Genomic DNA, 24,279 nt, shown 5'->3' on the forward strand with positions numbered 1-24,279 from the left:
TGCTGTGTTCGCGTTTCAGTGGAGCCTTTCCATCTGCCGGTTGCGGTACATGAAGAATGCCAGCATCAGCAAAAATACCATGATAAACATCCGGCTATCCTTCCAGAAATCCGCAAACTCGGATGTCTCCGATTCTATGGACGACAACGCTTGAACGGCCCCCGTAAAATACCGGCTTCGGTTCGGCAAGAAGTCCGTGTACACGCCGTAAACGCCCTTCTCGCTTAGCGTTTGAATCTCTTCCTGGCTGTTTACGGTGTGAGTGTATATTTTCACTCCGGCCTTGTGCAGAGCGGAGGCCAGCTCCGGAATGAGGGAGACTCGCTCCACAGGCATGGCTACTGTCCGAATCTGATGATCGGTTACGAATTGTACCGTCTGCGCTACCGGCTCATCACTTAAATAGAGCGAGTACAGCAGGTTCGGAAAAGCATAAATCTCCATCACGGCATCATACATCTGGGGAGTATAGATCTCCGGGATCAACCGCTCCAAAATGGATGGCTCCACTTCATTGGCAATCTGCCTGATATATTCAAATTGCTTGCGGACCAGCGCAACGTCCGTTTCCTTCGTATCGGTAACAATATATATATCCGGGTACTGCTGCATTAATTTGGCTACATCCCGAAACGACAGCGGTTTATATTTCTCCAAAATTTGGGCGCTTTTGAACTCCCTTAGATTAAGCGATTCTCCGATTCGGTCTTCCGGCAGACTCTGCTTCAGAAGATCGGCCGTATAGGGAAGCCAGTCGTGTCTGGCGGCCAGCTTTCCGTCCCCCGTCAAAATCAGATCGACTTCAAACACCCGATGTCCCTTCTCGTAATTGACTACGAAGGCTTCATAGGAATTCGTATATTCAGCCCCGCTAATCCCACCCATGGCATGGGCGATCATTCGATGCTGCGTCCATTGCGGCGGCTCAGCCGCAGCCCTATTGGACTGCAGTGCGGTACACATACAAAAGATGGTCACCAGCGTGATCAGCATCAGACGTTTCAACACTACCACTCCCATCTGTAGGAAATTCCCCCTACAATAGTAAGCGGCTTACCTGAAAATACGCTGAAGAGCAGCTGAAGCTATGCTGAAATTGTCGTTCTCCCTGGTTTGCCAGTACGTAGACACACTCGCCCTGCTCGGCAGGATGAGATTGGATCATTTCTACAGCCAAAATAACAACATTCGTATTAGGTATGCGTCCGGGCAATCCTGCAATTGAAGATGACTGGATAAAGGGGGGTCATTTCGTTATCCGTTGCATTTGGCCCGCCCGCCAGCCAGCCGGCAATCCAAGGGTGTTTTCCCGTCTCATGGCTTAGTTGGTCGAATTGGAGAACTTGTTTAGGCAATGAAAAATAACCAGGGGTTCCTGATTCGTGGCTTACCAAAAGTAACCTAGAGAGAGGGTGGCTTTCGCTTGCCCATAATTCGCTTAATGTGGTGACTACGGAGCAAAAAAAGGACAAATAGACCGGCAAGAATGAACCCTTCCCGGCCATGTAAGCTCAAAAGAAATAACGAACGTCATTTCTAAGTAAATATTATCTGGTCAGTCTAGTTTGATTTCTTCATATATTCGAACAAGAACGACTCTCCGTTACGGTAAAATCGCGGGTCGTACAGACCGAGCCGCTGCTCGTCATCTACGATGACTACAAACGGGGACCACTCGAGAAGTGTAGCCGCCTTAGGATTGTGCGCAAATAGCGGCCCCAGCTCCGCGTTCTCTGCTGACTTCAGCTCGGCTACAGGCTGCGGCTTGCTCCAGACCGACCCCTTCGACAGGACCACCTGCTCCCCGCTCTTCCCTACCACCGTGAACACGCCCGGAACAAAATCGGCAGACAGCGCAACCTGCTCATACTGGCCCTTGGCCTGCTCGTAGAGCACAGAGCCTTGAACCGACTGCAGCACAACGTGCAGCAGCATGAGCCCCCATACAGCGCGATATACCTGATGAGATTTCATGCGTCCGCGTCCGAAGCGAACGACAAGCAATCCGCCCAGCATCAGCGCCCAGAATACCAAATCGACTATTGGAATCGTTCCAAAGGTAATTCTCATGGTTGACAACGGCTCGAAATAGCCTGTTCCCCAGGCATTGAACAGATCGCTGGAGTCGTGAATGAATACAGCCAGCATCGTGAACAAAAACCAACGCCGCATCCCCGTTCTCCAGAAGAGATGAGACAATCCGGACAGTAGCGCAGCCCACACCGGCACCAGAAACACGGAATGGGTTAGTCCGCGGTGCCACATTTGATATCTCCCTGCCGTATCCCACCAAGCGGAGATCACGTCAATATCGGGAATTTGCGAGCCCGCGAGCGCAGTGAAGAGCAAGGATTGCTTTTCCTTCCTGGACATTCGGCTTTTATCGACAGCTCCATATAAGGTTAAGCCGAATAACGTATGTGTAACGGTATCCAATCGTTTCCCCTCCGCAATTCCTAAGAATGAACACTCATTCCAGTATAACGCAAGGAAGGATAGCGCGAAAAGTAACCGTAACGACACGAAAATATACCAAAGAAAAAGATACTTTTTGTATCAAAAATATATTGTTTCGCAATAAGAAATAGAGGGTAATTAATGAAAGAGAGCCTACCGGAAGCCTTTAGATTTGGGAAGTAGGACCTATATGATCTAACATATCTTACATTTTTAACCATATAAATTATACATATTGTTACTATATCAAGTGAAAATTCGGTTGACTACCCCATAAAACAATTAATATTATACGAACTGTATCAATAAGTTGTTTTACGTGTAGGACTTTCATAAGGTATAATATTTCCATTACTAGTCAGCTAACACGGGAGGATTTGGATCAGATGAAATACGGACATCGCATCGCGAGCCTGCGGGATGACAGAAAGCTGACACAAGAGGAACTGGCGAGCAAAGTTGGAATTACTCGTGCTGCCTTATCTCATTACGAGAATAATCGCAGAGAGCCGGACTATGATACGATTCGGAAAATCGCCGATTTTTTTGGAGTATCGATTGATTATTTAATGGGGCGCAGCGACGAAACAGGCAGCAGTTTGGATAAGGATGTGCTCGGCTTTGTCAACGATTTGGAGCTTTCCGACGAGGCGATCATGGAGAAATTGAACTTGAAGATTGACGGATACGTCCTGACGCCGGAAGAAACCAAACGTTTCATCGCTTTCATTCGTGCGGAGCGTTCTTTGAATTCGAAGTAAACCGCCTGTGCGGGGAACGGAACGTTACCGAATTCGTCAGGAGGGTACGGCTGAGGAGGTCTCGGATTCGTACGGAGGGGACAATTCTGCGGAAGAGTAAGCCATCCGGTTCTCGATCCTGTGTTGATCCAGTACATCCGATTCAAGAAGCTTCTCCATGCTGATGTTAAGACCTGTCAATATATTGCGAATATCGATCGTCTTTTTTGAAACTTCCATCATTTTGCACTCTCCATCCTTTACTCTGGCGAATACTTACTCATTCCGTATGTATTATATATAAAGATGGTGGAAAAGACTGTCAGTTATTCCCGTTCGTTTTGTCGAATACAGCTAAGTTACAATAAATTCTTCTTAAAGATAATGAAGTGTTACTTCACTTCTTACCATGAATCTGCAATTCAATCCCGCCTGACCGATTCCCTTCGAAATATAAAAGGTCCCGAAGTCCCCCTGATGAAGCCCCTTGTAAATTCCTTTCGAAGGCAGAGCTCCTTTCCGTTTGATTGCAAAGAAAAAGGGCAGGTTGAACTGCTTGCCGTGCAAATGACCTGACATCAAGTAGCTGTATGGCTTTCTCAGCTCGCAAACTACGTTCGGATCATGGGTCAGGATGATGGCGGGCACATTCGGCTTTACCTTGCGAAACGCAGCCGGTAAACGACTGTGGCCGCTGCCGTAATCGTCGATGCCCACCAGCTGGAAGCCATCCATCTGAAGCGATTCGTTCCGCAGCACGCGAATGTCCAGCCGGGCAAGCAGCCGAAGCAGCATACGAACATCGTTCATTTTATAATCATGGTTGCCGAGTACGGCATACATGGGAATTCCGCATGCTTTGAGCCGTGTCAAGAACTGCTCTACTCGCGGGAGGTAACGCTCTTTGCGGGTAAAATCACCGGTAAGAACAATCAAGTCGGGTGTTTCCTTGTGAATGAGCTTCAGCAGGCGTTCAGGCGAAACTCTGAGCATTTCCACATGCAGGTCGCTGATCTGCAGAATGGTCAATTGCAGGTTCAACGGATGACGGACACGCTCGATCTTCAGCCATTGGGTCGGGAGGATGAACAGGCAATAGACGACGAGAGAGGCAAGTAGCAGCGCAAGAAGAAGCAATAAGGTCAACGGCAATCTTCCTTTATATATGTAAGAATAAATCACATTATAACCGTTCTCGCGGTTCCACGTTGTAGTTTTGTGTATGTCGAATGGAAAAAGTTTCAGTTGAATGTGTCGATTCTCATTAAATATTATTTACTGCTTCCAAAAAGCGTCCGGTCGTCCCCTAGGAGGAGACGGCCTTGCTTTTTGTCCTCCGCCACAACAGTGCCGCCGACTTACATAACAACAGCCCGATGAGTCCTCCTACGCAGTCCAGACCAACATCCTGCAGCGTCCCTTTACGCATAGTGCTGTGAGTCTGGTTCAGCTCATCCAGGAAGGCCGGAAACGCCACAAGCAGGAAGGCGAGCAGAAATCGCAGTCCCTTGGGCAGCCGATAGGGAAGCAGCGCGATGTACCCTAAGCCTCCCAGCATGGCATAGACGAACAGATGAGCCGCCTTGCGAAAGACGAATTCTAGGAACTCATAGGGCGACTGCTTGGCCAGAATCATATCCCTTCCATAGCGGAAGCGAAGATCGGGTACATTCGCGCTAAGCTCCTGCTTCGTCACCTTTTCCTTCAGATAAGGAATAATCGTTTGTTTATGATACGATTGTGAGGATAACACAGCAAGCAAAAGCACCCAGCAAAGCAGCGGTAGAGCATAGCGTATTTTTCTCATGCGAGTCTCACTTCCTGCTGTATTTGTTCCATTTTTTCTTCGGATGCAGCGGCACGACCGTAAGTCCGTTCACGCAGCTGCTTAGACTGTATAGAAGGTCATAAGCCCTCTTTTTTCCGTATACTTCCAAGTATGTGCGGTCTCCATAACGGATCCCCCATTTGATCGGGTACTTCATCGCTTCAATCTGGCTCATCTCCTATTCCGAGCTTCCGCTCCGATCTAAGGCAGCATCAGGATGATTTCATCCCATGAGCTGCTGAGCCGGACAATGTCCTCCTCCGTCAGCTCGCTCCCGGACTGCACCTCAATGATCTCCAGGTCCTCCGTAGCTCGAATGCTATGCCTTGTGCCTACGGGAATCTTGAGCACGTCGCCCGCTCGAACCGGATGAATCCGCTCGTTCAGCACAACCTGCCCATACCCGGAAATGACGGTCCACACCTCGCTTCGCTTCTCATGCAGCTGGTAGCTCAAATTCCGTCCTGCCGAGATGACGATGCGCTTGGTCAGCACCTCCTGACCGTCAGGAAAACGCTTGTAGTCCAGCACCCGGTAGGAGCCCCAGCGGCGCTCCTCGTACATCGGACGCTGATCGAGGTTCTTGATCAGCTCCTTCACTCTTGGACTCGCATGCTTATCGGACACCAGAATCCCGTCAGGGCTAACGGAAACGATGACGTTCGACACGCCGAGCACCGCTACGGGAATGTCGAGCTCATTAATCACATGAGTCCCATGCGAATCGGAGCTGATAGTCCCTTTGCCGATCACGTCCACCTGCACCTCTTCCGTCAAGGTATTCCAGGTGCCGAGATCCTTCCAGCAGCCCTCATACGCAGTGACTACAAGCCGCTTTGCCTTTTCCAGCACCTCATAGTCGAAGCTGATCGACGGCAGACTGTCATACACCTTGGCCATGGCCTCGTACTGAATCGGCAATCCCTTGGCTATCAACAGATTAATGAGATAATCCAGCTTGAAGGCGAATACGCCGCAGTTCCATAACGCCTGCTGCCCGATCAGCTTCTCCGCCTTCTCCTCGCAAGGCTTCTCGGCAAAATGGCTCACCCGTTTCCAAGCCGCATCCCGAACAGCTCCTTCCTCCGGTACGATATAGCCGTATTTCTCCGACGGACAGGTCGGCCTTACTCCCATCAGCGCTACTTCCGCCCCGGTATCCCGGATGATTTGCTCCAAATCCTTCATTTTTTCGAAAAAGGAGTCCTCCACATAGGGATCTACCGGCAAAATGGTAATGACCTCGTTTAAGCTCACGCCCTCCATGGAGTACAGATAGGTGGCAGCGAGTGCAATGGCCGGAAACGTATCCCGCCGATCCGGCTCGATGATGACAGGCACCTCACTGCCGATTTGACTCTGCAGCATGTCGGCCTGCCCCCTGCCGGTAGCAATATAAGCGTCCCGGGCGAGCCCCGCATCGCTCAGCTGCCCCCACACGCGCTGCACCATAGACTCCAGCCGGCCGTGCTTCCCCCGTAACACCTTCAGAAACTGCTTGGATCGCATATCATTGGACAAGGGCCACAGCCGCTTGCCTGAGCCTCCGGATAATAATACCAGCTTCATAACACCGCTCCTTTTTTCTTATGTACCATGGGTGGAAAAATCGGGCTGACCGCTTCGTCGCGGGAGCTGAGCTGCTCCTCGATGATGGAGGTCATCCGCCGGACGAAGACCTCCTCGCTGAATCGTTCCGCATGTCGGCGGATTTCGGCGGAATCCCAAACGATCTTCTGCAAAGCTCTTATTGCGTTCTCCAAGGAGGAGGCCGTCTGCTCAAGGAAAAATAAGCCGTTCAAGCTTGGGACGATGGTATCGAGCGCCCCTCCCCCCTGATAAGCGATCACGGGGCGGCCGCAGGCATTGATCTCGAGCGGCGTGATGCCGAAATCCTCCAGCCCGGGAAACAGGAACGCCTCGCAATGCTGCATATAGTACACGACCTCCTCGTCCGGAAGCCGTCCCATGAATTCCACCGTCGGGCCTGCCAAAGATTGCAGCCTTGCACGATCCGGCCCGTCCCCGATAACGATCAGCCGCTTGCCGAGACGAGTGCAGGCTTCTACAGCTAAGTCGATCCGCTTATACGAAACGAGCCTCGATACGACAAGGAGATAATCGCCGGGCTTCTCTCCGGACACCTCGAACCGGGAGATGTTCACCGGAGGATAGATCACCGGAGCGACCCGGCCGTAATGCTTGCGGATTCGCTCCTGCACGATCGTAGAATTGGCTACCAGCTGATGAACCCGATTGGAGGTGGTACGATCCCACCACCGGAGCGGGCCCGTTAGCAGCCGTGCGGCCGCCTTGAGCGCGGAAGGCGTGTCCGTCCCCTCCATGTAGGCGGCGAAATCCCAAGCAAACCGCATCGGCGTATGACAGTAGCAAATATGAATCGTCTTTCCCTTCACCGAAATCCCTTTGGCGTAGGCGCTGCTGGAGCTGATCACCAGGTCGTAGCCGCCCAGGTCCATCGAGCCGACGCCGAACGGATACAGCCAGAAGAAGTGCTTGAACCGCTTCAATATTCCGGGGATGCGCTGCATCCAGGTCGTGCGGATGTCCGCACCCTGCAGCTCCGGAAGCAGCTTCTGTCGGTCGGCGATCGTCGTGTAGATCGGCGCTTCGGGAAACATCCGGTGCAGCACCCCTACGACGCGCTCGGCGCCTCCCATCTGATTCAAATAATCATGGACAATCGCCACCTTAAGACGACGGCTCATTCATGAAATCTCCTTTCCCTTACCCTCCAGCGAGATGGGGTACCGACCGGCGGTCGCCGTAATCGCTTGGTAGACGCTCTCTACCTTGGCTACCGTGCTTTGAATCGTGAATCGTTCCTTCGCCCGTTCCTTCGCGAGGCTGCCCATTCGCTGACGAAGCTCGTTGCTCCGAAGCAGCTGGCCTGCGCAGCGCGCAAGCCCGTCGATATCGCCCACCTCATATAACAAGCCGCAATACTCATCGTCGATGATCTCCGGCACGCCACCGGCGTCGGTAGCGACCACCGGTACCGATTGCGCCATCGCTTCGATGATCACGCGCCCGAACGGCTCGTTGTCCGAGCATAATAAAAGGAGATCCGCCGCACAGCAGATCTCCGTCACATCCTTGCGGAAGCCGGTAAAGCGGACCCGGTCCTCCATATCCAGATCCTGGGCCAGCCTGCGCAAGGCATGGTAGTAATCCGTGTTTTCCTTACGAAACTTCGCTTCTCCCACAACCCACAAATACACATCCTGGCCCTGCTCCAGCAGCTGCTTGGTTGCATATACGGCATCGGATTGGCGCTTCCATGGGGTGATCTGTCCGACAATGATCATCACCTTGCTCTTCATCGGCGTCTGCAGCTCCTCGCGCAGCTGCTTGCGGTACCGGCGGCGCTCCATATCGGTCAGCTCCTGCAGCTCCACCCCGTTATGGACAAGGAACATCCGGTCCTCGAGCCTGCTGCGGTCGAAGCCGTTCAGCACCGGGTTCGAGATGCCGATCATGGCCGTGACGGTCAACTGCGCCAGCCGGTTGATGGCTTTGCCGATCAGCCCGGCCGGCGGAATATCGCGTACGTGCCAGATGAGGGGACAACGGTGCAGCCAGACGGACATCGCGGCCATAATGCCGGCCCGCAGCGAGTTGGCGTGGATCAGCTCCACCTTGTGCTTCCGCATGATGAAGGCGAGCTGCAAGCCGGCCCACAGCATCCCGAGCACGTGAAACAGGAGCTTAATCGGGTTCTTCGACAGCCGGGCGCGGTAGCTCGGAATAGCCACCGCCTGCACCCCCGACTCCCGGGCCCGCTGCAGCAGCTCCCCCTCCGGAGCGAAGATGACCGGCTCGACCTTGACCATATTGCGTGCCGTAAGCAAAAGGCTGATCTCCGCACCGCTTACCGTGCTGGTATGGTTATAGAACGCTACCTTCATAGCCTGCATATTCCTTTCGCAATAGGATTGCCTGCTCGAACACCTGCGTTACGCTCGCGGCAATGCGCGGCCAGGTGTAGTGCTGCAGGACATACTCACGACACGCTTCTCTCGAAGGCACCGGGCAATCGCCCGTTAACACGGAGACGAGCTTATGGGCTATCGCCTCCGGCGAATGATCACGGAACAGCAGCTGACCGGACAGCCCCTCCAGGATTTCCTTGGTTCCGCCGTAGGGTGTCCCAAGCACGGGAGTACCGCACGAGAGCGCCTCCGTCGTGACCAGACCGAAGCCCTCTAGCGCGACCGTCGGCACGACACTGAAATCCGCCGCCTGATACCACTCGACAAGTTCCTCGTTCGACACACGGCCCAGCAGCCGTACGCTTCGCTGTAAGCCTTGCTCGGCTATGAGGCTCCGGAGCTCCTCCTCGAGCGGTCCCGCCCCGGCAACCATCAGCACCGCCTCGGGAACCGCAGCGCACACCTCGCGCATCGCGCGGATCAGGTGATCGATGCCCATGCGGCGGACGAGACGGCGGGCGCTGAAGAGGACACGGGCGTCGGGAGACAAGCCCATGCGGCGTCTCAAGCCTTCGCGGTCCCGGGCCGGCCGGAAGCGTTCGGTATCGGCTGCGCCCGGTATGACATGGATGCGGCTTCGGTCGATGCCGAACTCCCCTGCGAGGATGCCCCGGAAGTACTCGCTCAGCACGATAAAAGCGTCCGAGCGGCGGTAGGCAGCCTGCTCGATGCGCTTTTTGACCGTGAACCGAACGTAGTTCTTCAGCTTGGCATGGCTCCCGTCCTCAACGAGCGATTCGTGCGCCCACGGTCCGTGGAAGTGGGTCACAATCGGGATATGGCCCGGTATGACCGATCTGGATAAGAGCGAAGCGTACAACGCAAAATGCGGGTTAAACACCTGCGGCTGGAAAAGGGTCGTGCGCTCCTTCCCCGTGCGGTAGAACGCTTGTATCCGGCTGAACGTCGTCAGCTTCGCCTCTCTCGACATTACGTCACGAATGTAGTCCGGCGCAGGCGGCAGCGTTCTGCCCTCTCCCGTCAACAGTCCCTCCATCTGATGTCCGCAGTCCGTCATCGCCTTCAGGTAATCGGCATAATATTGATTCAGCCCGCCGGGAATATGCTCGAACCATTCCATGCCAGTCGCTAATATTTTCATGGCTTGTTCCTCTCCTGCATCCTGCTCTTGATTACACCAGCAGCGGTTTCTCCGAGATCAGCGCGTCCGAGCGCTTCAGCTTGCCGTCCACGAACATCAGGAACCACAGCTCCAGAATAAAGAGCGACCACAGCTTCTGACCGTGATCCGCCGCTCCCCGTTCATGCTCCTCGAGCCATCTGCGAATGACCGCGCGGTTGAAGTAGCCTCTTCTGCTGGCTCGTTCCGACAGCAGCGTCTCCCGTACCAGGCTGTTCAACTCGCCGCGCACCCAGTCCGACATCGGCATATTGAAGCCCTTCTTCGGCCGGTAGAGCACCTCCCTCGGCACATACCGCTCCGACAGCTTCTTCAGCAAATACTTCGTTTGCAGATTTTTGGTCTTCAGCGCCGATGGGATCTGTGCGGAGAACTCGGCAAGCTCCGTATCTAGCAGCGGGGATCTCGCTTCGAGCGAATTCGCCATCGTCATCGTATCCATCTTCACGAGCAGCTCATCGGGCAAATACGTCATCAGGTCGCCGTACATCGCTTGATCTACGTTGTCCTTCGCGTCGGCCCGGTCCCATACCGCCTGGTACACCTGGTCGGGATGATAACCGGCCAGCTGGCTGCGGAACTCCGCCGTATACAGCTCGCTGCGGCTGGACCGCAAAGCCCGGTCGAAGACGAACGACTCCCGCGCCGAACGCGCCCCGGCCCCGATCACCTGCTTGATCGCGCTAAGCGATCGCAGCCGCGGCTTGCCGCCGCCCTCCAGCAGCGCGTGAAGCTGCCGGCGGATCGGCGCGGGAACGAAGCTGCGGTAAGGCGCCGCCAGCCGTTCGACCATCGGGCGCGCGTAACCGGCGAACAGCTCGTCGCCGCCGTCACCGTTCAGCACCACGGTCAGATGCTTACGCGCCAGCTTAGCGACGTAATACGTCGGCAGCATCGAGGAATCGGCAAGCGGCTCCCCTGCATGAAAGATCAGCTCCGGCAAAATGGCCGAGGTCTGCGGCTGAATGACCTCCTCATGATGTACGGTGCCCCAGCGCTCGCTGACTACGCGGGCATGGGCCCGCTCGTCGAATTGCGACTCGTTGAAGCCCATCGTGATCGTCTTCACCGGCTTATCCGACAACGACGCCATCACGCCGACGACCAGGCTGGAGTCGACCCCGCCGCTCAGGAACGCGCCGAGCGGCACATCGCTGATCATGCGGCGTCTTACCGCCGTGCGCATCAATCGATCCAGCTCATCCAGCACCTCCTCCTCCGACATGCTCACCTTGCTCGCGAAGGACAGGTTCCAGTAGGAGCGGATGTTTTGGGTACCGTTCTTATAGGTCAAATAGCTGGCGGGAGGCAGCTTGTGAACGTCCTGGAAAATCGTCTTCTCCCCAGGCACGCACATATACGTTAGGTAATCGTCCAACGCATGCGGGTTGATTTCCGGTACGCGTCCGAGACAGCCGAGCAGGCTCGGAAGCGTGGAGGAGAACAGCAGCCTGCCGTTGTCCTTGGCATAGAAGAGCGGCTTCTTGCCGAAGCGGTCCCGGGCGAGATAGAGCGTCTCTGTGCGGTGATCGTACAAGGCAAAAGCAAACATCCCCTGCGCGCGCCGGAGAAGCCCCTCCATTCCCCATTCCGCATATCCGTACAAGAGCACCTCCGTATCGGTGGTGGAACGGAATGGGTAACGGGAGGCCAGCTCCTTTTTGAGCTCCGGAAAGTTATAAATTTCTCCATTAAATGTGATGGAGACAAGACCGTCCTCCGTCTGCATCGGCTGCCTTCCGTTACGGCTGAGATCGACGATCGACAGCCTCCGGTGTCCGAAGATCAGGCCCGGGGCCACCTCCTCCAAGCCGTAATCGTCCGGTCCGCGATGCTCCATGAGCTGCAAGCCTTTGAATAGGGTCTGTAAGCTGTAATTGATGCCTCCTACGATTCCGCACATGACGTAAATCCCACCCTCGATCATTATTTGAACGGTTAAATTTCCACGATACCGCCGTACATTTCACATTCCTTCACGATTTTGTGCCATTTGATGAGCTCTTGATACCACTTCAGCGTGATGGTCTGCTCCTGCTTGCTGATTTTATCCAGGAACAAAGCATCGTAGATTTCCCTGACGCCGTCGGAGACGGTCCTTTGGGCCTTCCATTGAAGCGTTCGCTCGAGCTTATCGAAGTTCACCCGATAAGAGCGGTGATCCGGATCCCCGTACCACTCAATGCTTACCGGAACCGGGAGTGCGCCGGCGATTTCCTCCGCGAGCTTGCCCAATTGGTAGTTTCCGTTGTTGGAGCCTACATTAAAGATATTTCCGTTAATCAGCCTTTGCTCCGCCTCCAGCATCAGACACATCACATCCGCCGTATCCTTCACATGAACGACCGGTCGCCACTGGGTGCCGGAGCGGTTGAGCGGAATGACGCCGTTCTCCCACGCGCCGATCGTCATCGAGTTGATGGCCAAATCAAACCGCATCCTCGGCGAATACCCGTAAACGGTAGCCTGGCGCAGCACCACCACCGTGAAATCGGCGTCCGCTAACGGAAGGATATCCTGCTCCGCCCGCTCGTTGGCCTTCGCATAAACGGTCAGCGGATTGGTGGCCGCCTGTTCGTCCACCATCGTATCGCCGTCCTGAAAGCCGTAGATGCTGCAGGAGGAAGGCAGAATGTACCTCTGCACGCCCATGCGCTTGGCGATTCGGGCGGTGCTGAGCCTCGACATATGGTTGATTTCATAGGTTGCTACCGGGAACAATTCTCCGCTCGGATCGTTCGAGATCGCGACCAAATCGATAACGGCATCCACACCCTCAAAGTGACGCTCGCTTAATCTGCGGGTATCTTCTTTAATGATCGTGAGATGCTCGTGCTCCTCCAGCTTATCCCTGCCGAAGAAATACCGGTCGACCGCTTTCACTTTATAGCCTTTGCCGAGAAGCATCGGAACCAAGGTAGAGCCGACATAACCGCCGGCACCCGTTACCAGGATCGTTTTCATGATACAATCACCCTTTTTTCCAGATTATTCTTACTGGCCCTGCTCCATCCTTTGCCAAGCAGAAACGGTGTGAAGGTATTCATGAAATAAATGACAGGTACGAGCAAAAGAATGGTGATCAGCGCCTCGGCAAGCTCATTCGCATATATGCCGAACGGAGCAAGGAGCCCGAGACGGGTATTGATCTTCGATGCGATATTCAGAAGCGGCATATGAACGGCTAGCAAGACAAGCGCGTTTCTTCCGAGAAAAGCGACGGCGGATGAGCGGAATATGCTGGACAGCAGCAGACAGGCCGTCATTCCGGCTATTGCACACACGTAGAAATTCAAGTAATCTCCATGCACCTTCATGTTGAGGTTCACCCTCATCTGAATGAACGTCACATTCACCCCGATCATGACGGCAGCGATGATCAGCCTTGCATATACGGGCATACCTACTAGGGCGGTAATGCCGTTTTTCAGCAAATAACCCAGACCGTAGAAAACGACCGCCGTCACCGCCACGTCCATCCCCCAGGGCAGCTTGACCGGATTCCATAGTCCGTCCGCATAACCGATGAAGGAGAGCAGCAGCAGCGTTATAGCCAGGTGCGGCGTCTTCTTTACGAACCGCCGAAGCGAATAGAACAGCAGCTCGACCACAAACAAACAAGTGAGGAACCACAGCGGCAGATTGAAATCCATCCATTCTCTCGTGCCTGCCGAATAAAATACGCCGAGAAGCTGCCTGGTTATATCCAAATCCTTGTAGTAGTCCGGATCACCGAATTGGAAGCGAAAGAGAAAGTAGAGATAGGACAGCGCAGCTAAGCCGAAGTAAGGAATGAGCAGCGTCTGCGTCTTTTTCCGAACAAATGCCCCGAAGCCTGTATATTTATCAAGGGAAAATAAATAGCCGGATAACAGAAAGAAAAGCGGCATATGAAACGAGTTGATGTATTTGCCGACCCACCCCTGATCCAGCTGTGTATGTGCGATAATGACCAGAATAATGCCCCATCCCTTGGCCTGATCCACCCAAGGTATTCGGGCGCTCCCCCTGCTGACGCTTGAATCCATATCACCGTCTCCTTAAGGATTGTTCAACCTACCGATTCCCAGACGGGCAAAAGCCTCTCGCCGTACTGTTGTGTCATCAGCGTGATGTCGTATTCCAATGCGGCCTTGCGTGCCTCTTCGCCAACCTGCAGCCTTAGAGCATTATCGGCCTTCAGCCGTGCGATGCACTCCGCTATCGCTTCAGAGCTTCGCTTCGGTACGATGAAGCCGTTCTCGCCATGGCGAATCACGTCCTTCATCCCCGTACCGTCCGTCACGATGGTCGGAAGCCCGACCGACATCGCCTCCAGCGGGGCCAACCCGAAGCCGTCGCTAATCGAGGAATGCACACACAGGTGCGCCTCCCGGAGAGCCGGCAGCGGGTTGCCGGAGCCCAATCGGATGTTCAGGCCGCGGCTGCGGTATTGCTCGATTAGTTTTCGTACGGCTCTCCATCCGACGCCACCATAGAGGACAAGCTCGAGCTTAGGGTCCCGAAGCTGAACCATAGCCTCTAACAGATAGGGAAAGCCCTTGAGCAGCGAGACCTGCCCGAGCTGTATGATACGAAATGTATCCATAGGTACATAAGGCTTCCTGCTGGCTTGCTCATGCGCAGGAGAGAACATCCGGGTATCGACACCCAGCGGCACAAGCACCAGCTTGCTTTCCGGGACGCCATGCCGGACGAAGGTCTCCCATTGCAGCCGGGATGCGACGGTAATCCGGTCCGCGAGCCCATACTCCCTGAGCACCTTGCGAACCCAGCTTGCGGAGAACGGGGAGCCGCCCATCCGGTAGCTGCGGTGCTCCTGACTTACACTGGGATACAGCTCGCCGACATGGGTCGTAGCCGCTTCGAGCACCGTAATTCCGCCATTCCTGCGAACCTTGTCGAAGGTATGCTCAGCAAAGCCGGGGAACCCATGATACACGAGCGGCCGGGCCGGAAGCTGCGCCTCGACCCTTTTATCAAACTGAAGCCCAGCTTCATAAACGTGCCAGGAAGGAAGCCAGCGGATCGGCGTATACGTTATCCATCGCTCCCATGCCGGCCCGGGAATCGGTACGAAGCCCGTACTTTGAACCCCATCCCGGCAATATACAGCCGCTTCCTTCCCCTGCAATGCCGCCGATTGATATATAAATTCCAGGTGCTTCCCCAGCCCGCCTTGCCCGAAGCCGCTGGAGCACCCCAGCACGATGGATGACACGTGACCACACCTTCATTCATGAGTTTATGTAAGTACTCCCACACTGCTGCGCATCGCAGAGATCAAGTCGACACGCTGCTGGGTTTGCTTCGTTCTGCTCCGGTTGATGTCAGCCTTTGAGTAAACCTTAAGAATCGTATCCGCCAGACTGTCCGGTCGCCCATGCTCTGCAATCAGCACGCCGTCCATAAATTCGGCCCACTCGGGCAGTCCCCCTGCCTCGAACACAATGACCGGCTTCCCCAGCTTGCGTGCCTCCGGCACAACGAGCGGCGACGGATCCGGCCATACCGACGGAACAATCACTACATCCGCTTCCGCATAGTAACGATCGATCACCTGACCCGGTACCTTACCGGCAAAATGCACCAGTTGTTCGGGGAGCTTCAGCTCCTCAGCCAGCTGTCTCAGCGCAGGTTCATACCAGCCCTCTCCGGCGATCACGCACTCCACTTCCAGCCCCCGATCGACCAGGTGACGAACCGCCCGCAGCAAATACTGGACCCCTTTAGCGTACACGAGGCGGCCAACGTACAGCAGACTCAGCTTGCCCCGCGCTGCCGGCAGCTGCAGGGCCGGCAGCTGCTTCAAGCCGCCCAGCGTATTGTCGAACACGGTGATCCGGTCCGTCGACACCCCTTCGATGGATAAGAATCCGCGAATGGCCTGACTGACGGCATACACCCGCTCACAGCGCTTCAGCGCCTCCATGACCTGCTTGTGCTCCTTCACCGCCTGATAGGCTGCGAACGGCGAAGCGCTGGTGCCGCACTTGCGCAAATACCAGCGCGAATAGCAGGAGGCGCCGGACGCTTGATAGCAAATCTCGTCTCGGTCCCGGCACAGCCGTGAGCCGGATGGGCACATCACGCCGTGAATCGTAGCCGAGACCGGATAGCTTTGCGAGAGCCTTTTGATCACCGCTGCGCTTCTGGGGCCTTGGATGTGCCAAACGATCAGGTCGGGGCTGTAGGCGTTAGCCGCCTCTACCCAAGCCTCTATCTGCTCGGGCAGTACAACGGAGCTGATCTTGGCGTTGCCCCAATGCTGCAGCCCTTCAATCTCGAAGCCGGCGATCAGCGACTCGCCTCCCTGCTCCTCCCACAGCCTCGTAAAGTTATAGACGAAGCGCTCCATTCCGCCTGCCGAGGAATACGATTCTACAATTTGCAGGCATCGCATGCTCGTTCTCCCTCCCAACGTAAAGATAATTCTGTAACCTTCATAGTGAACCTTGTTGTTACCTTATTTAGAATAGGTACCATTATTTTCCAGAAACAAAGGAATAGAAAGGTACGCTATCTTCGAAATTTTCTCCAAAGGGATAAGGATTTGATCTATTAAGAGAACATTTTGGTGCGTTAATAGCCCGTTTAGTCGGTATTACTCGAAATAGCGGAAGTGTTTGGTACGCTATTTGCTTCAGTTCAAGGTGTTTCTTCAACTGAATAAGACCCGGCTCAGCTTGGCGGCAATCGCTTCATCCGAGTACATCTCGCCGAACAATCGCTTAGCGCCTTGGGTTAGCTTGGCTCCAACCTCCCCGTTGGCCAGTACTAGCTCTATAGCAGCTTTCAGCGCTCTGGTATCGTAATCCGGCACCAAAAGAATATTGTCATGGTTATGAAATTCGGGGTCTGTTTCGTGTCCTGTAATCGAGATAATCGGCGTTCCGCTTCGCAAATAGGCTGCCATGACACCGCGTCGCCCCGAGGGGCCGGATGCAGCCAGAAACAAATTCGCCCTACTGCCGGATAAAATATCGCTCAGCTCGTCATCCTCCATGTAGCCCAACGGAATGACCCGTTCGCGTATGCCGTACGCTTCGGCCTTGGCGAGCAATGCCGCCATCGTCGGTGCGTTCACATCAAAGCCTCCTACAAGCAGGAGCCGCAGCTCCCTGTGCGTAGCCGCCAGCTTGGCAAACGCCTCGAGGCAGCAGTCAAGCCGCTGATCGAAGGATAACGTGCCATACCAGGTGATATAAGGATAAGGGTATCTTTCTCGGCGAAGCTCTTCCGGCTTGCGGCCGCTGACATTGCCTGCAGGGATTCGCACAAGCTTGCGCCTCCACGCCCGCAGCTGCGCTTCACGCCGGGCGTTGGTCACGATCAGTGTCCGGCTTGCCGAGCCGATCAAAAGCATTTGGAGCCGGTGGCAGAGTGCAAGCAGCGCTTGCTTCGGCCTCCAGCCGAAATCTACATATAACTCATGCAAGAAAGCGACGGTCGGAACGCCATAACGAAGACGGATCCATAAAGGCAGCAGGGAAGGCATCGGCGCGAGTCCCGCTCTCCCCCACATATGAGGCACATATTGAAACAAAACGACATCAGGCTTCACTTGATCACAGAGTTTAGTTACATAGTGTATCATTGAAGACGCGTGCGGGTAGGTGTGAACCTTTACGTTAGCATGGGCCTCTTTATCCGCGGGACGGTCTGTTTGGCCTCCCTCACACAACACGTGAACCGAGCTCACCCCGCATAGCAGCTCAGCCACCAGTTCGGTATGATGCGACAATCCATTCTGCACCGGGAGATAATATCTGGTGACAATCAGCAGCGTCTTCATCCGTTCTTGATCCTTTCTTATGGCGTCATTTTTGAACATATTACCCGCCCAGCTCGAACCGCTTGCGTCTGCTTCTCGTGATGCGCGCTCTCGCCTTGCCGAGCAAATCGAGCATAGACTCTTTATCGGGGTGCAGCAAAGCGGAGAAGCTCAAACCCATGCGGGATGCCCGGTACGTTATGTACGACCACTTCAGCATGGCTGCCGATAGTACGCCGATCGCCGCTCCCGTCCCGTGCAGACTCTCCAGCAGAAGCAGCATCGCACCAAGCCCCGCCGACATTCCCAGCAGCTCACACAAGGTGGCGATATGAAATTTGCCTTCCGTCGAGGTGAAGTTAATGAGTACCATATACACCACTTGAAACGGTGCGGCTGCGAGCAATATTTGCCCCATCAACACCGCGCTTCGATACTCCTCACCATAAAACAGCGGCAGCACGAACGGCAGCAGCGCGATGCCCAGCACGGCCAGCAAGCCGGTACCGTACAGCAGAAGGCTGTGCGTCTTCTCGACCTGTCGCTGCCTTGCCTCCTTCGGCATATCCATCAGCTTCGGAAACAGATAGATTCCGATCGCACCGATGACCACGGACGGCAAAATCGTTCCGATGCTGGCGGAGACCGAATACAGCCCCAGCACGTAGGTCGTTAGAAAGAAGGACATAACCAGTTGATCCAAATTGCCTCCGAAGGTGGACACCAACGAGCCGGCGTAAATCTGCAGACCCTTGGCAAACAACTGCTTCGTATTCTCCCAGACATCGGAAAACCGCGGCCGAAGGCTCCCGAACACCCAGAGAACGGGAAGCGCAAAAATGACTGCGGACCAGAGCAGACTTACGGCAATAAAGGCGCCGACCGTATACTGCCCGAGCAGGAGCAATATGCCGATGATGGCGGCCGAGCCCAGCGGATTCAGCACGCGCAGCAGCATGACACGGCGGAACTGGTTCAGCGTCTGCAGGGTGCCGATGAACCCGTCCGCCAGCACTCCCAGCGGGACGCCGATCATGGCGATCTTCGCCAGAAAAGTGACGTGCTCCGGCTGATTCCCCAGCAATACCGGCAGCAGCAGCTCCCCTAGCAGCAGCCCGAGCAGTCCGACGGCTGTTCCGACCACAATATACCCTCCGAGCACCTCCCGCTGCTTCTCCGGGAATTGCTTGCCCAAATAGATGACAGCCCCCGGAAGCCCGATCGTAAACAGCATGGAGAACAAGGTGCTCCAGCGGATGGCGATGGCGAGCACGCCTCTTCCTTCCGGGCCTAAGTAGCGTGCGCTAAGCAAGCCGGTGGCGAAATTCACCACCATGACCAGCAGATTGATGGCAAGACCTGAGAGAAATAACCGTTTCATCTAGCGGAACACTCCGTCTCCGGCTGGCAGCAGCCTGCGTAGGTTGGACTCGAACGCACTTGTCATATGCTTCACCGTGAACCGCTCCTGCACGGTTCTTCTAGCTTCACGGGAGAGCTCCTGCACATTCACCCGCCCGCTTACAATGCTCTCCAGGACGCTTGCGAGCTCCTGCTCCGAGCCGTCATACAAAAGTCCGTTGCGACCGCTCGCTATCACCTCGCTTGGGCCTCCCCGCCCTACGGCTACGACCGCCTTCCCCATGGCCATCGATTCCGCCACAACCATTCCGAACGGCTCCAGCATTGAGGCATGCACCACCACATCCGTTGCGGACAGGAACGGCATGACATTCTGCTGATGTCCCAGGAAGATGATACGCGACGGATCGCTGCACTCGGCAGCCAAGCTTCGCAGCTCCTGCTCGTAGTCCTCATCCAGACCGTACAGCACTCCCCCCAGGATAAACAGATACGCATCCCGGTCGACTCGCTGGATACGCTGAAACGCCTTGATGACGACATCGGGCCGTTTCCAGCGCTGCAGCCGGCCGATGAAGGTGAAGACCTTCGCTTCGGGCGTGATCCCGTATTGCTTCCTTACGGCCGAGCCCTCATCGGAATCGGCGTTAAACTGCTCCAGATCCACCCCGAGGTAATTGAGCAGCACAGGCTTACGCGTCAGCTTTTCCTGGGCCTTCTGCGAATTCATGGAAGGACAAATGACGCCTGCGGCGGGCAGCTTGGAGGCCAACCGGTCCATCCAGTGGTGATCCGGAATCGAGTGCTGCCACCAAATGACAGTGACTCCGGATAAAGCTCCGGCGAGACTGGCGTACAGGTGTGCCTTCGGCATCCAGCTGATCACCGCATCGATGCCCTCTTTGGCTATCAGCTGCTTCAGCTGTCTCACGACGAGCGTATACTTCCACAGGTTACGCAGCTGTCCGGCCTCCAGAACATACGTAGGGATGCCCTGCTTGCTGAATTCCTGTGCCAGAGTACCCTCCTGGAAGAAGACAACGATCGGAGTATACTGATCCCGGTCCAAATGCTTCAATATGTCCTCCATCACCCTCTCCGCTCCGCCTCGTTCGGCAACCGGGCTGATGATTAACAGTTTTCTTGCTTTCGTCATGCGGTGGACTCCTTTATACGATTTAATGGATGCTCCCGAGTGACCTTATCCAAATACCCGATGACGATCCAAATCAAGGCGCAAGTGGAATAATTGCCCCCGATCGACCAGGAGCCCAGCGTGGCGATCAGGATGCCGAGCATGATCATCCCGGTTGTATTCGTGTTCTTATAGGCAAAAGCCACTCGCAGCGTTCGCAGCACGAGCAGAAGATAGATCGTTCCGCCGATGAGTCCGTCGGATATCATCATGTTGCTGATATCCACCTCGGAGTTCGCTCCCGTGTTCGCGAATTTGGCTCCGGCCAGCGTGGTGCTGCCGAGTCCTCTGCCCAAGGGCTGCTTCACGCCCTCGAGCATGCCGAAGGCAAACATGGCAAAATGCAGGCCCAGCGTGGAATGCTCCTCATCCATCGGGTTCGCGAGACCGTTCACCTGATGAGCGATTAAAGCGTTGCTGCCGGGGTTAATATTCGTAATGCCTACGTATACGGCAACCAGCATAGCCATGGAGATCAATGTGACCATAAGACGCGTTGCCAAGCTCCGGCTGTTGAAGACGGCCAGTATGACCATAGCGACGGAAGCCGTTACCACAGGTCCGCGGCTGGAAATCATGAATAAAGCAAACCATAACACGGCGAGCAGAAGAAGACTCACCGCCTTCAGCATCCAACCCCCGCGCAGCGTATATACCCATGCGATGATAATCGCGATGACGACATATTGGGCGTATTCCGCAGCACTCGTGAAGAAGGAGAACGAACGCGACCCGCTGCCGACCATTAAGGCGGCATACCCGGAGATTCGTACCCAATCGTCCTCAAAGGGAAAAAAGCCGAAGTACGTTTGCTTCAGCCCGTACAAGCCTCCAAGCACGCCGATCACCATGACGGACGCGAGAATGGCTTTCATCCAGCGCTCATCGAAGTAATGACGGCTCAGCAGCATCCAAAATAACGGCGTTATGTAAAACATGACGCCGCCAAAGCCTGTCAGCAAGCCGCCTTGCAGCGGATTGAACACCTGGAACACATGAATGAGCAGAAACCAGCGAACCAACCGAAACATGCGGGAATCGTCAAAATGCAGGTCTCTCATGAAGTAAATCCTGTAGAACCAGCCGGCTCCGATCAACAGCACAACCAGCGACGGTAAGATGACAAGCGGGTCGAAGGAGCTCCACCCGGAAAGGGGAATAAGCAGCCTCCGCAGAAAGCTCATGCACGGCAAATACAAAATCAGCAGCATGAGCACCACACGCGGATTTTTGGCGTTCAAAGCCATCATCAACAAAAAGAGCGCTGCAAAGATCAGCAGCCTCAGCATGCCCGGCACGGTGATCAGAATGCCCGCAGCAACACCGGCCACGATAAACAGCAGTGCCGTTCCTACCCAGCGAACCGCCTGATGCTCCTGTGCCCTACGAACGAGTGTGCTCAATTTCCAGGCCCCTACTTCCTGTAGCTTCTTGCAGCGGAATCTGCAGCAAACCGCTGTAGAGTCCGAGCATTCTTCGATAGGTGTTGTCCCACGTCAGGCACTCCACCTTCCGCCTTGCTTCTCTGCCGTAAGGCAGCTCTCCGGCTTCGGCTTCCGCCAGCACCTCAAGCAGCGCAGCTCTGACCGAGGCGGCGTCCCGGTTCACAAGCATGCCGTTCACCTTGTGCTCGATCAGATCCTCCACACCTCCAACCCGGGTGGTCACGATCGTAAGCCCGGCCGCAGCCGCTTCGTGAACGACAAGGGAGAAGGTTTCATAGCTGGTCGGAAACGCAAATACATCGCAGACGCCGAACCAATCCTGGGGGTGCGGCTGCTTGCCGGCGAAGACGACCAGCTCCTTATGCCGCGCTTCGATCAGCTCCTCATAGGGAGCCTTCTCTCCCTTGCCTACGATCAGAAGCCGGGTTGTCGGATAAGCGTCCGCGACCTCCGTGAACGCCTTCAGCACAAGATCCAATCCTTTGCGGGGCCAATCCCCGCCCATGAACAACAGCAGCCGTCCCTGCTCGGGCAAACCGAGCCGCAAGCGGGCATCCCGCTTCTCCGTCGGCTCATACGGATGAAAGATATCCATGCTCACTCCGTTCGGGATGACTTCGATATCTCCGGCTTCGTAAGGAAAATCCGCCAGCAGCTCGGACCGTACCCGTCCCGACACCGCAACAAGCTTGCGCGTGCGGTCCGGCCTGTAAATCCGCTTCTCCATCCATAAGCTCAGCTTAGAGGCCAAGCTGCTGTTCAGCCTTCGCAGAAACGAGCCGTTCTCCTTAGAGCGCGTATCGCCCGTTTCCTTGAGGAAGCCTGCATGGCAAAAGTGTACCGTCGAAACATCCGCCTTGTTAAACACGATGGCACCTGTCGTATGAAGCAGGTCCCTCTTAAGGAACAACAGCCGCAGCGATGCCAAAATGCTAAAAAGCGCGATCTTCAGCGGTGCCGGACGATCCATCACCGGTATGCGAATGAACCGAACGCCCTCGCTGTCCTTTAGCTGCATCGAGGCCGCAACGACGATCACCTGCGCCTCTCTCTTGAGCCGCGTAATCATCTCCTCGAGATGGAGCTCCATCCCGCCTCGGCCGCCCACATCGTGAGCCGCGATCACAATCGTCGGTCGATAGGTCATTGGGCGTTCCTCCGCTCGTGAGGCTGGAGCAGCGCTTCGAGCCGCTCCACGAACGCCTTGGCTAACGCACGCTTGCTGAAACGCTCGTGAACCGCGGCGTAACCGTTCGACGACCTGGCCTTATATTCGTCCGGCTTGCCCGAGATGTGCCATAAAGACTGCACGAAGGCGGCCGTATTTCCCTCCGGAAAGGTCCAGCCTCCGCCTGTCTCGCCTATGAGCACGGGGATCTCGCCGCTGTCGCTGCCCAGTACGGGCACTCCGCAGGCCATCGCTTCGACGATAACCCGGCCGAACTGCTCCTTCCAATTCGGCATGGTAAGCGACGGAAGCGTCAGTACATCCATAGCGTTCATCCATCGATGTACGTCCCGGTGCGTAACCTGATCGGCGATATACAGCAGCTCAGGATACCGCTCCTGAGCCTGACGAAGCTCTCCGAGCATAGGTCCGTTCCCGACCATCAGCAGCTTGAAGCGGCTGCCCGCAAGATGAGGCAATGCATCCATGAGGGTATGCATCCCCTTCTCCTCCACGAAACGGCCGACATAACCAACGACAAAGCTGTTTCCAAGCCCCAGCTCCTCGCGCAGCTTTTTGCCCTCTTCTGGGATGGGACGGAATTGCATCGTGTCCACGCCAAGCGGAAAGGGCAGCAGCTCTCCTTGAAAGCCCTTGTTTTGCAGCACTTCACCGACTTCCCGGCTGACCACCGCCGCCATGTCCGAACGGGAGAGCACGTAACGCTCCATCGAGCGAAAAGGCTCCGGGTAATTCTTCATAATATTTTGCGCCGAATAGATGACTCGTTTGACCGAAAGTCGGCGGGAGGCGAAGTAAGCCTGCCAAGCGCTCACCGAATAAGGCTCCTCCTCCACAAACAGCACATCCGGCCGGTAGCGTTCAATGGCCTGCTTGAGGCTGGATTGATAATAATGAAGGGGGATGCTCTTGGGAAAGCCTACCCTTCTAGTCTCCATCCCCCCCGTATAGGCGGGCCATCTCACGACTTGAACCGCCTCCCCGGAATATTCCGTCCGGAAGTTGGACGGCATAATAATATGTACTTGATGCCCAAGCGCCTCCAGCTCGGCATAGAATTGCTGGTTTACATCGGTGACACAAGGGTGGCTGACCGCCAAAATCCGCATGCCGATGCTCCTTTCCATTTCTCGCT

Annotated in this window: 22 protein-coding genes; 1 reads left to right on the plus strand and 21 read right to left on the minus strand. The window is 55.4% G+C overall.

The features are described from left to right. Positions 1–15 precede the first annotated feature (15 nt). Positions 16–1,020 (minus strand): phosphatidylinositol-specific phospholipase C/glycerophosphodiester phosphodiesterase family protein, encoded by a 1,005-nt coding sequence (locus QMO62_RS13820; protein WP_284641705.1) that lies wholly within the window; start codon positions 1,018–1,020, stop codon positions 16–18. A 540-nt stretch (positions 1,021–1,560) separates the two neighbouring features. After that, positions 1,561–2,436, minus strand: coding sequence for a metal-dependent hydrolase (locus QMO62_RS13825; protein WP_284641707.1), 876 nt, complete (start codon positions 2,434–2,436; stop codon positions 1,561–1,563). Positions 2,437–2,843: 407 nt separating this feature from the next. Between QMO62_RS13825 and QMO62_RS13830 the strand changes: the two genes are divergently transcribed. Continuing rightward, on the plus strand, positions 2,844–3,218 hold the full coding sequence (locus QMO62_RS13830) for a helix-turn-helix domain-containing protein (RefSeq protein WP_284641709.1): 375 nt from the start codon (positions 2,844–2,846) through the stop codon (positions 3,216–3,218). Between the two features lie 36 nt (positions 3,219–3,254). Here the strand turns inward: QMO62_RS13830 and QMO62_RS13835 are convergent, their stop codons facing one another. The 19 genes from QMO62_RS13835 to QMO62_RS13925 form a co-directional block, all read right to left on the minus strand. Next, a complete protein-coding gene (locus QMO62_RS13835) occupies positions 3,255–3,440 on the minus strand; it encodes a hypothetical protein (protein WP_284641711.1) in 186 nt (61 codons plus the stop codon). A gap of 132 nt (positions 3,441–3,572) precedes the next feature. Further along, entirely contained in the window at positions 3,573–4,343 is a 771-nt protein-coding gene (locus QMO62_RS13840) for a metallophosphoesterase (protein WP_284641713.1), read from the minus strand. Between the two features lie 160 nt (positions 4,344–4,503). After that, positions 4,504–5,004: a VanZ family protein gene (locus tag QMO62_RS13845; RefSeq protein WP_284641715.1), complete on the minus strand. Its 501-nt coding sequence runs from the start codon at positions 5,002–5,004 to the stop codon at positions 4,504–4,506. Positions 5,005–5,011: 7 nt separating this feature from the next. Beyond that, positions 5,012–5,200, minus strand: coding sequence for a hypothetical protein (locus QMO62_RS13850; RefSeq protein WP_284641717.1), 189 nt, complete (start codon positions 5,198–5,200; stop codon positions 5,012–5,014). 26 nt (positions 5,201–5,226) lie between these two features. Continuing rightward, the gene (locus QMO62_RS13855) at positions 5,227–6,594 is read right to left on the minus strand and encodes a sugar phosphate nucleotidyltransferase (RefSeq protein WP_284641719.1); all 1,368 of its coding nucleotides are present in this window, start codon (positions 6,592–6,594) and stop codon (positions 5,227–5,229) included. Beyond that, positions 6,591–7,754: a glycosyltransferase gene (locus QMO62_RS13860; RefSeq protein WP_284641720.1), complete on the minus strand. Its 1,164-nt coding sequence runs from the start codon at positions 7,752–7,754 to the stop codon at positions 6,591–6,593. The genes QMO62_RS13855 and QMO62_RS13860 overlap by 4 nt, the downstream gene beginning before the upstream one ends. Continuing rightward, positions 7,755–8,963 carry a glycosyltransferase family 4 protein gene (locus QMO62_RS13865; protein ID WP_284641722.1) on the minus strand — a complete coding sequence of 403 codons (1,209 nt, stop codon included), beginning with the start codon at positions 8,961–8,963 and terminating at the stop codon, positions 7,755–7,757. It abuts the gene before it with no gap. Next, entirely contained in the window at positions 8,935–10,140 is a 1,206-nt protein-coding gene (locus tag QMO62_RS13870) for a glycosyltransferase family 4 protein (protein WP_284641723.1), read from the minus strand. Before QMO62_RS13870 ends, QMO62_RS13865 begins: the two co-directional genes overlap by 29 nt. A gap of 31 nt (positions 10,141–10,171) precedes the next feature. Further along, a complete protein-coding gene (gene asnB / locus QMO62_RS13875; protein ID WP_284641725.1) occupies positions 10,172–12,082 on the minus strand; it encodes an asparagine synthase (glutamine-hydrolyzing) in 1,911 nt (636 codons plus the stop codon). 35 nt (positions 12,083–12,117) lie between these two features. Beyond that, positions 12,118–13,143 carry an NAD-dependent epimerase/dehydratase family protein gene (locus QMO62_RS13880; RefSeq protein WP_284641727.1) on the minus strand — a complete coding sequence of 342 codons (1,026 nt, stop codon included), beginning with the start codon at positions 13,141–13,143 and terminating at the stop codon, positions 12,118–12,120. Further along, positions 13,140–14,207 (minus strand): acyltransferase family protein, encoded by a 1,068-nt coding sequence (locus QMO62_RS13885; RefSeq protein ID WP_284641729.1) that lies wholly within the window; start codon positions 14,205–14,207, stop codon positions 13,140–13,142. Before QMO62_RS13885 ends, QMO62_RS13880 begins: the two co-directional genes overlap by 4 nt. Before the next feature lie 23 nt (positions 14,208–14,230). Further along, the gene (locus tag QMO62_RS13890; protein ID WP_284641731.1) at positions 14,231–15,400 is read right to left on the minus strand and encodes a glycosyltransferase family 4 protein; all 1,170 of its coding nucleotides are present in this window, start codon (positions 15,398–15,400) and stop codon (positions 14,231–14,233) included. Positions 15,401–15,424: 24 nt separating this feature from the next. Then, positions 15,425–16,582: a glycosyltransferase family 4 protein gene (locus QMO62_RS13895; protein ID WP_284641733.1), complete on the minus strand. Its 1,158-nt coding sequence runs from the start codon at positions 16,580–16,582 to the stop codon at positions 15,425–15,427. Between the two features lie 258 nt (positions 16,583–16,840). Continuing rightward, on the minus strand, positions 16,841–18,013 hold the full coding sequence (locus QMO62_RS13900; RefSeq protein WP_284641735.1) for a glycosyltransferase family 4 protein: 1,173 nt from the start codon (positions 18,011–18,013) through the stop codon (positions 16,841–16,843). Between the two features lies 1 nt (position 18,014). Beyond that, positions 18,015–19,334: an oligosaccharide flippase family protein gene (locus QMO62_RS13905; RefSeq protein ID WP_284641737.1), complete on the minus strand. Its 1,320-nt coding sequence runs from the start codon at positions 19,332–19,334 to the stop codon at positions 18,015–18,017. Beyond that, the gene (locus QMO62_RS13910; protein WP_284641739.1) at positions 19,335–20,471 is read right to left on the minus strand and encodes a glycosyltransferase; all 1,137 of its coding nucleotides are present in this window, start codon (positions 20,469–20,471) and stop codon (positions 19,335–19,337) included. It abuts the gene before it with no gap. Next, complete coding sequence (locus tag QMO62_RS13915; RefSeq protein WP_284641741.1) at positions 20,468–21,913, minus strand: hypothetical protein; 1,446 nt, start codon at positions 21,911–21,913, stop codon at positions 20,468–20,470. The genes QMO62_RS13910 and QMO62_RS13915 overlap by 4 nt, the downstream gene beginning before the upstream one ends. Next, complete coding sequence (locus QMO62_RS13920; RefSeq protein ID WP_284641743.1) at positions 21,894–23,102, minus strand: glycosyltransferase family 4 protein; 1,209 nt, start codon at positions 23,100–23,102, stop codon at positions 21,894–21,896. The genes QMO62_RS13915 and QMO62_RS13920 overlap by 20 nt, the downstream gene beginning before the upstream one ends. Continuing rightward, on the minus strand, positions 23,099–24,271 hold the full coding sequence (locus QMO62_RS13925; protein WP_284641745.1) for a glycosyltransferase: 1,173 nt from the start codon (positions 24,269–24,271) through the stop codon (positions 23,099–23,101). Before QMO62_RS13925 ends, QMO62_RS13920 begins: the two co-directional genes overlap by 4 nt. Between the last annotated feature and the right edge of the window lie 8 nt (positions 24,272–24,279).

This window comes from Paenibacillus silviterrae, from assembly GCF_030167925.1.
Classification (GTDB): domain Bacteria; phylum Bacillota; class Bacilli; order Paenibacillales; family NBRC-103111; genus Paenibacillus_G; species Paenibacillus_G silviterrae.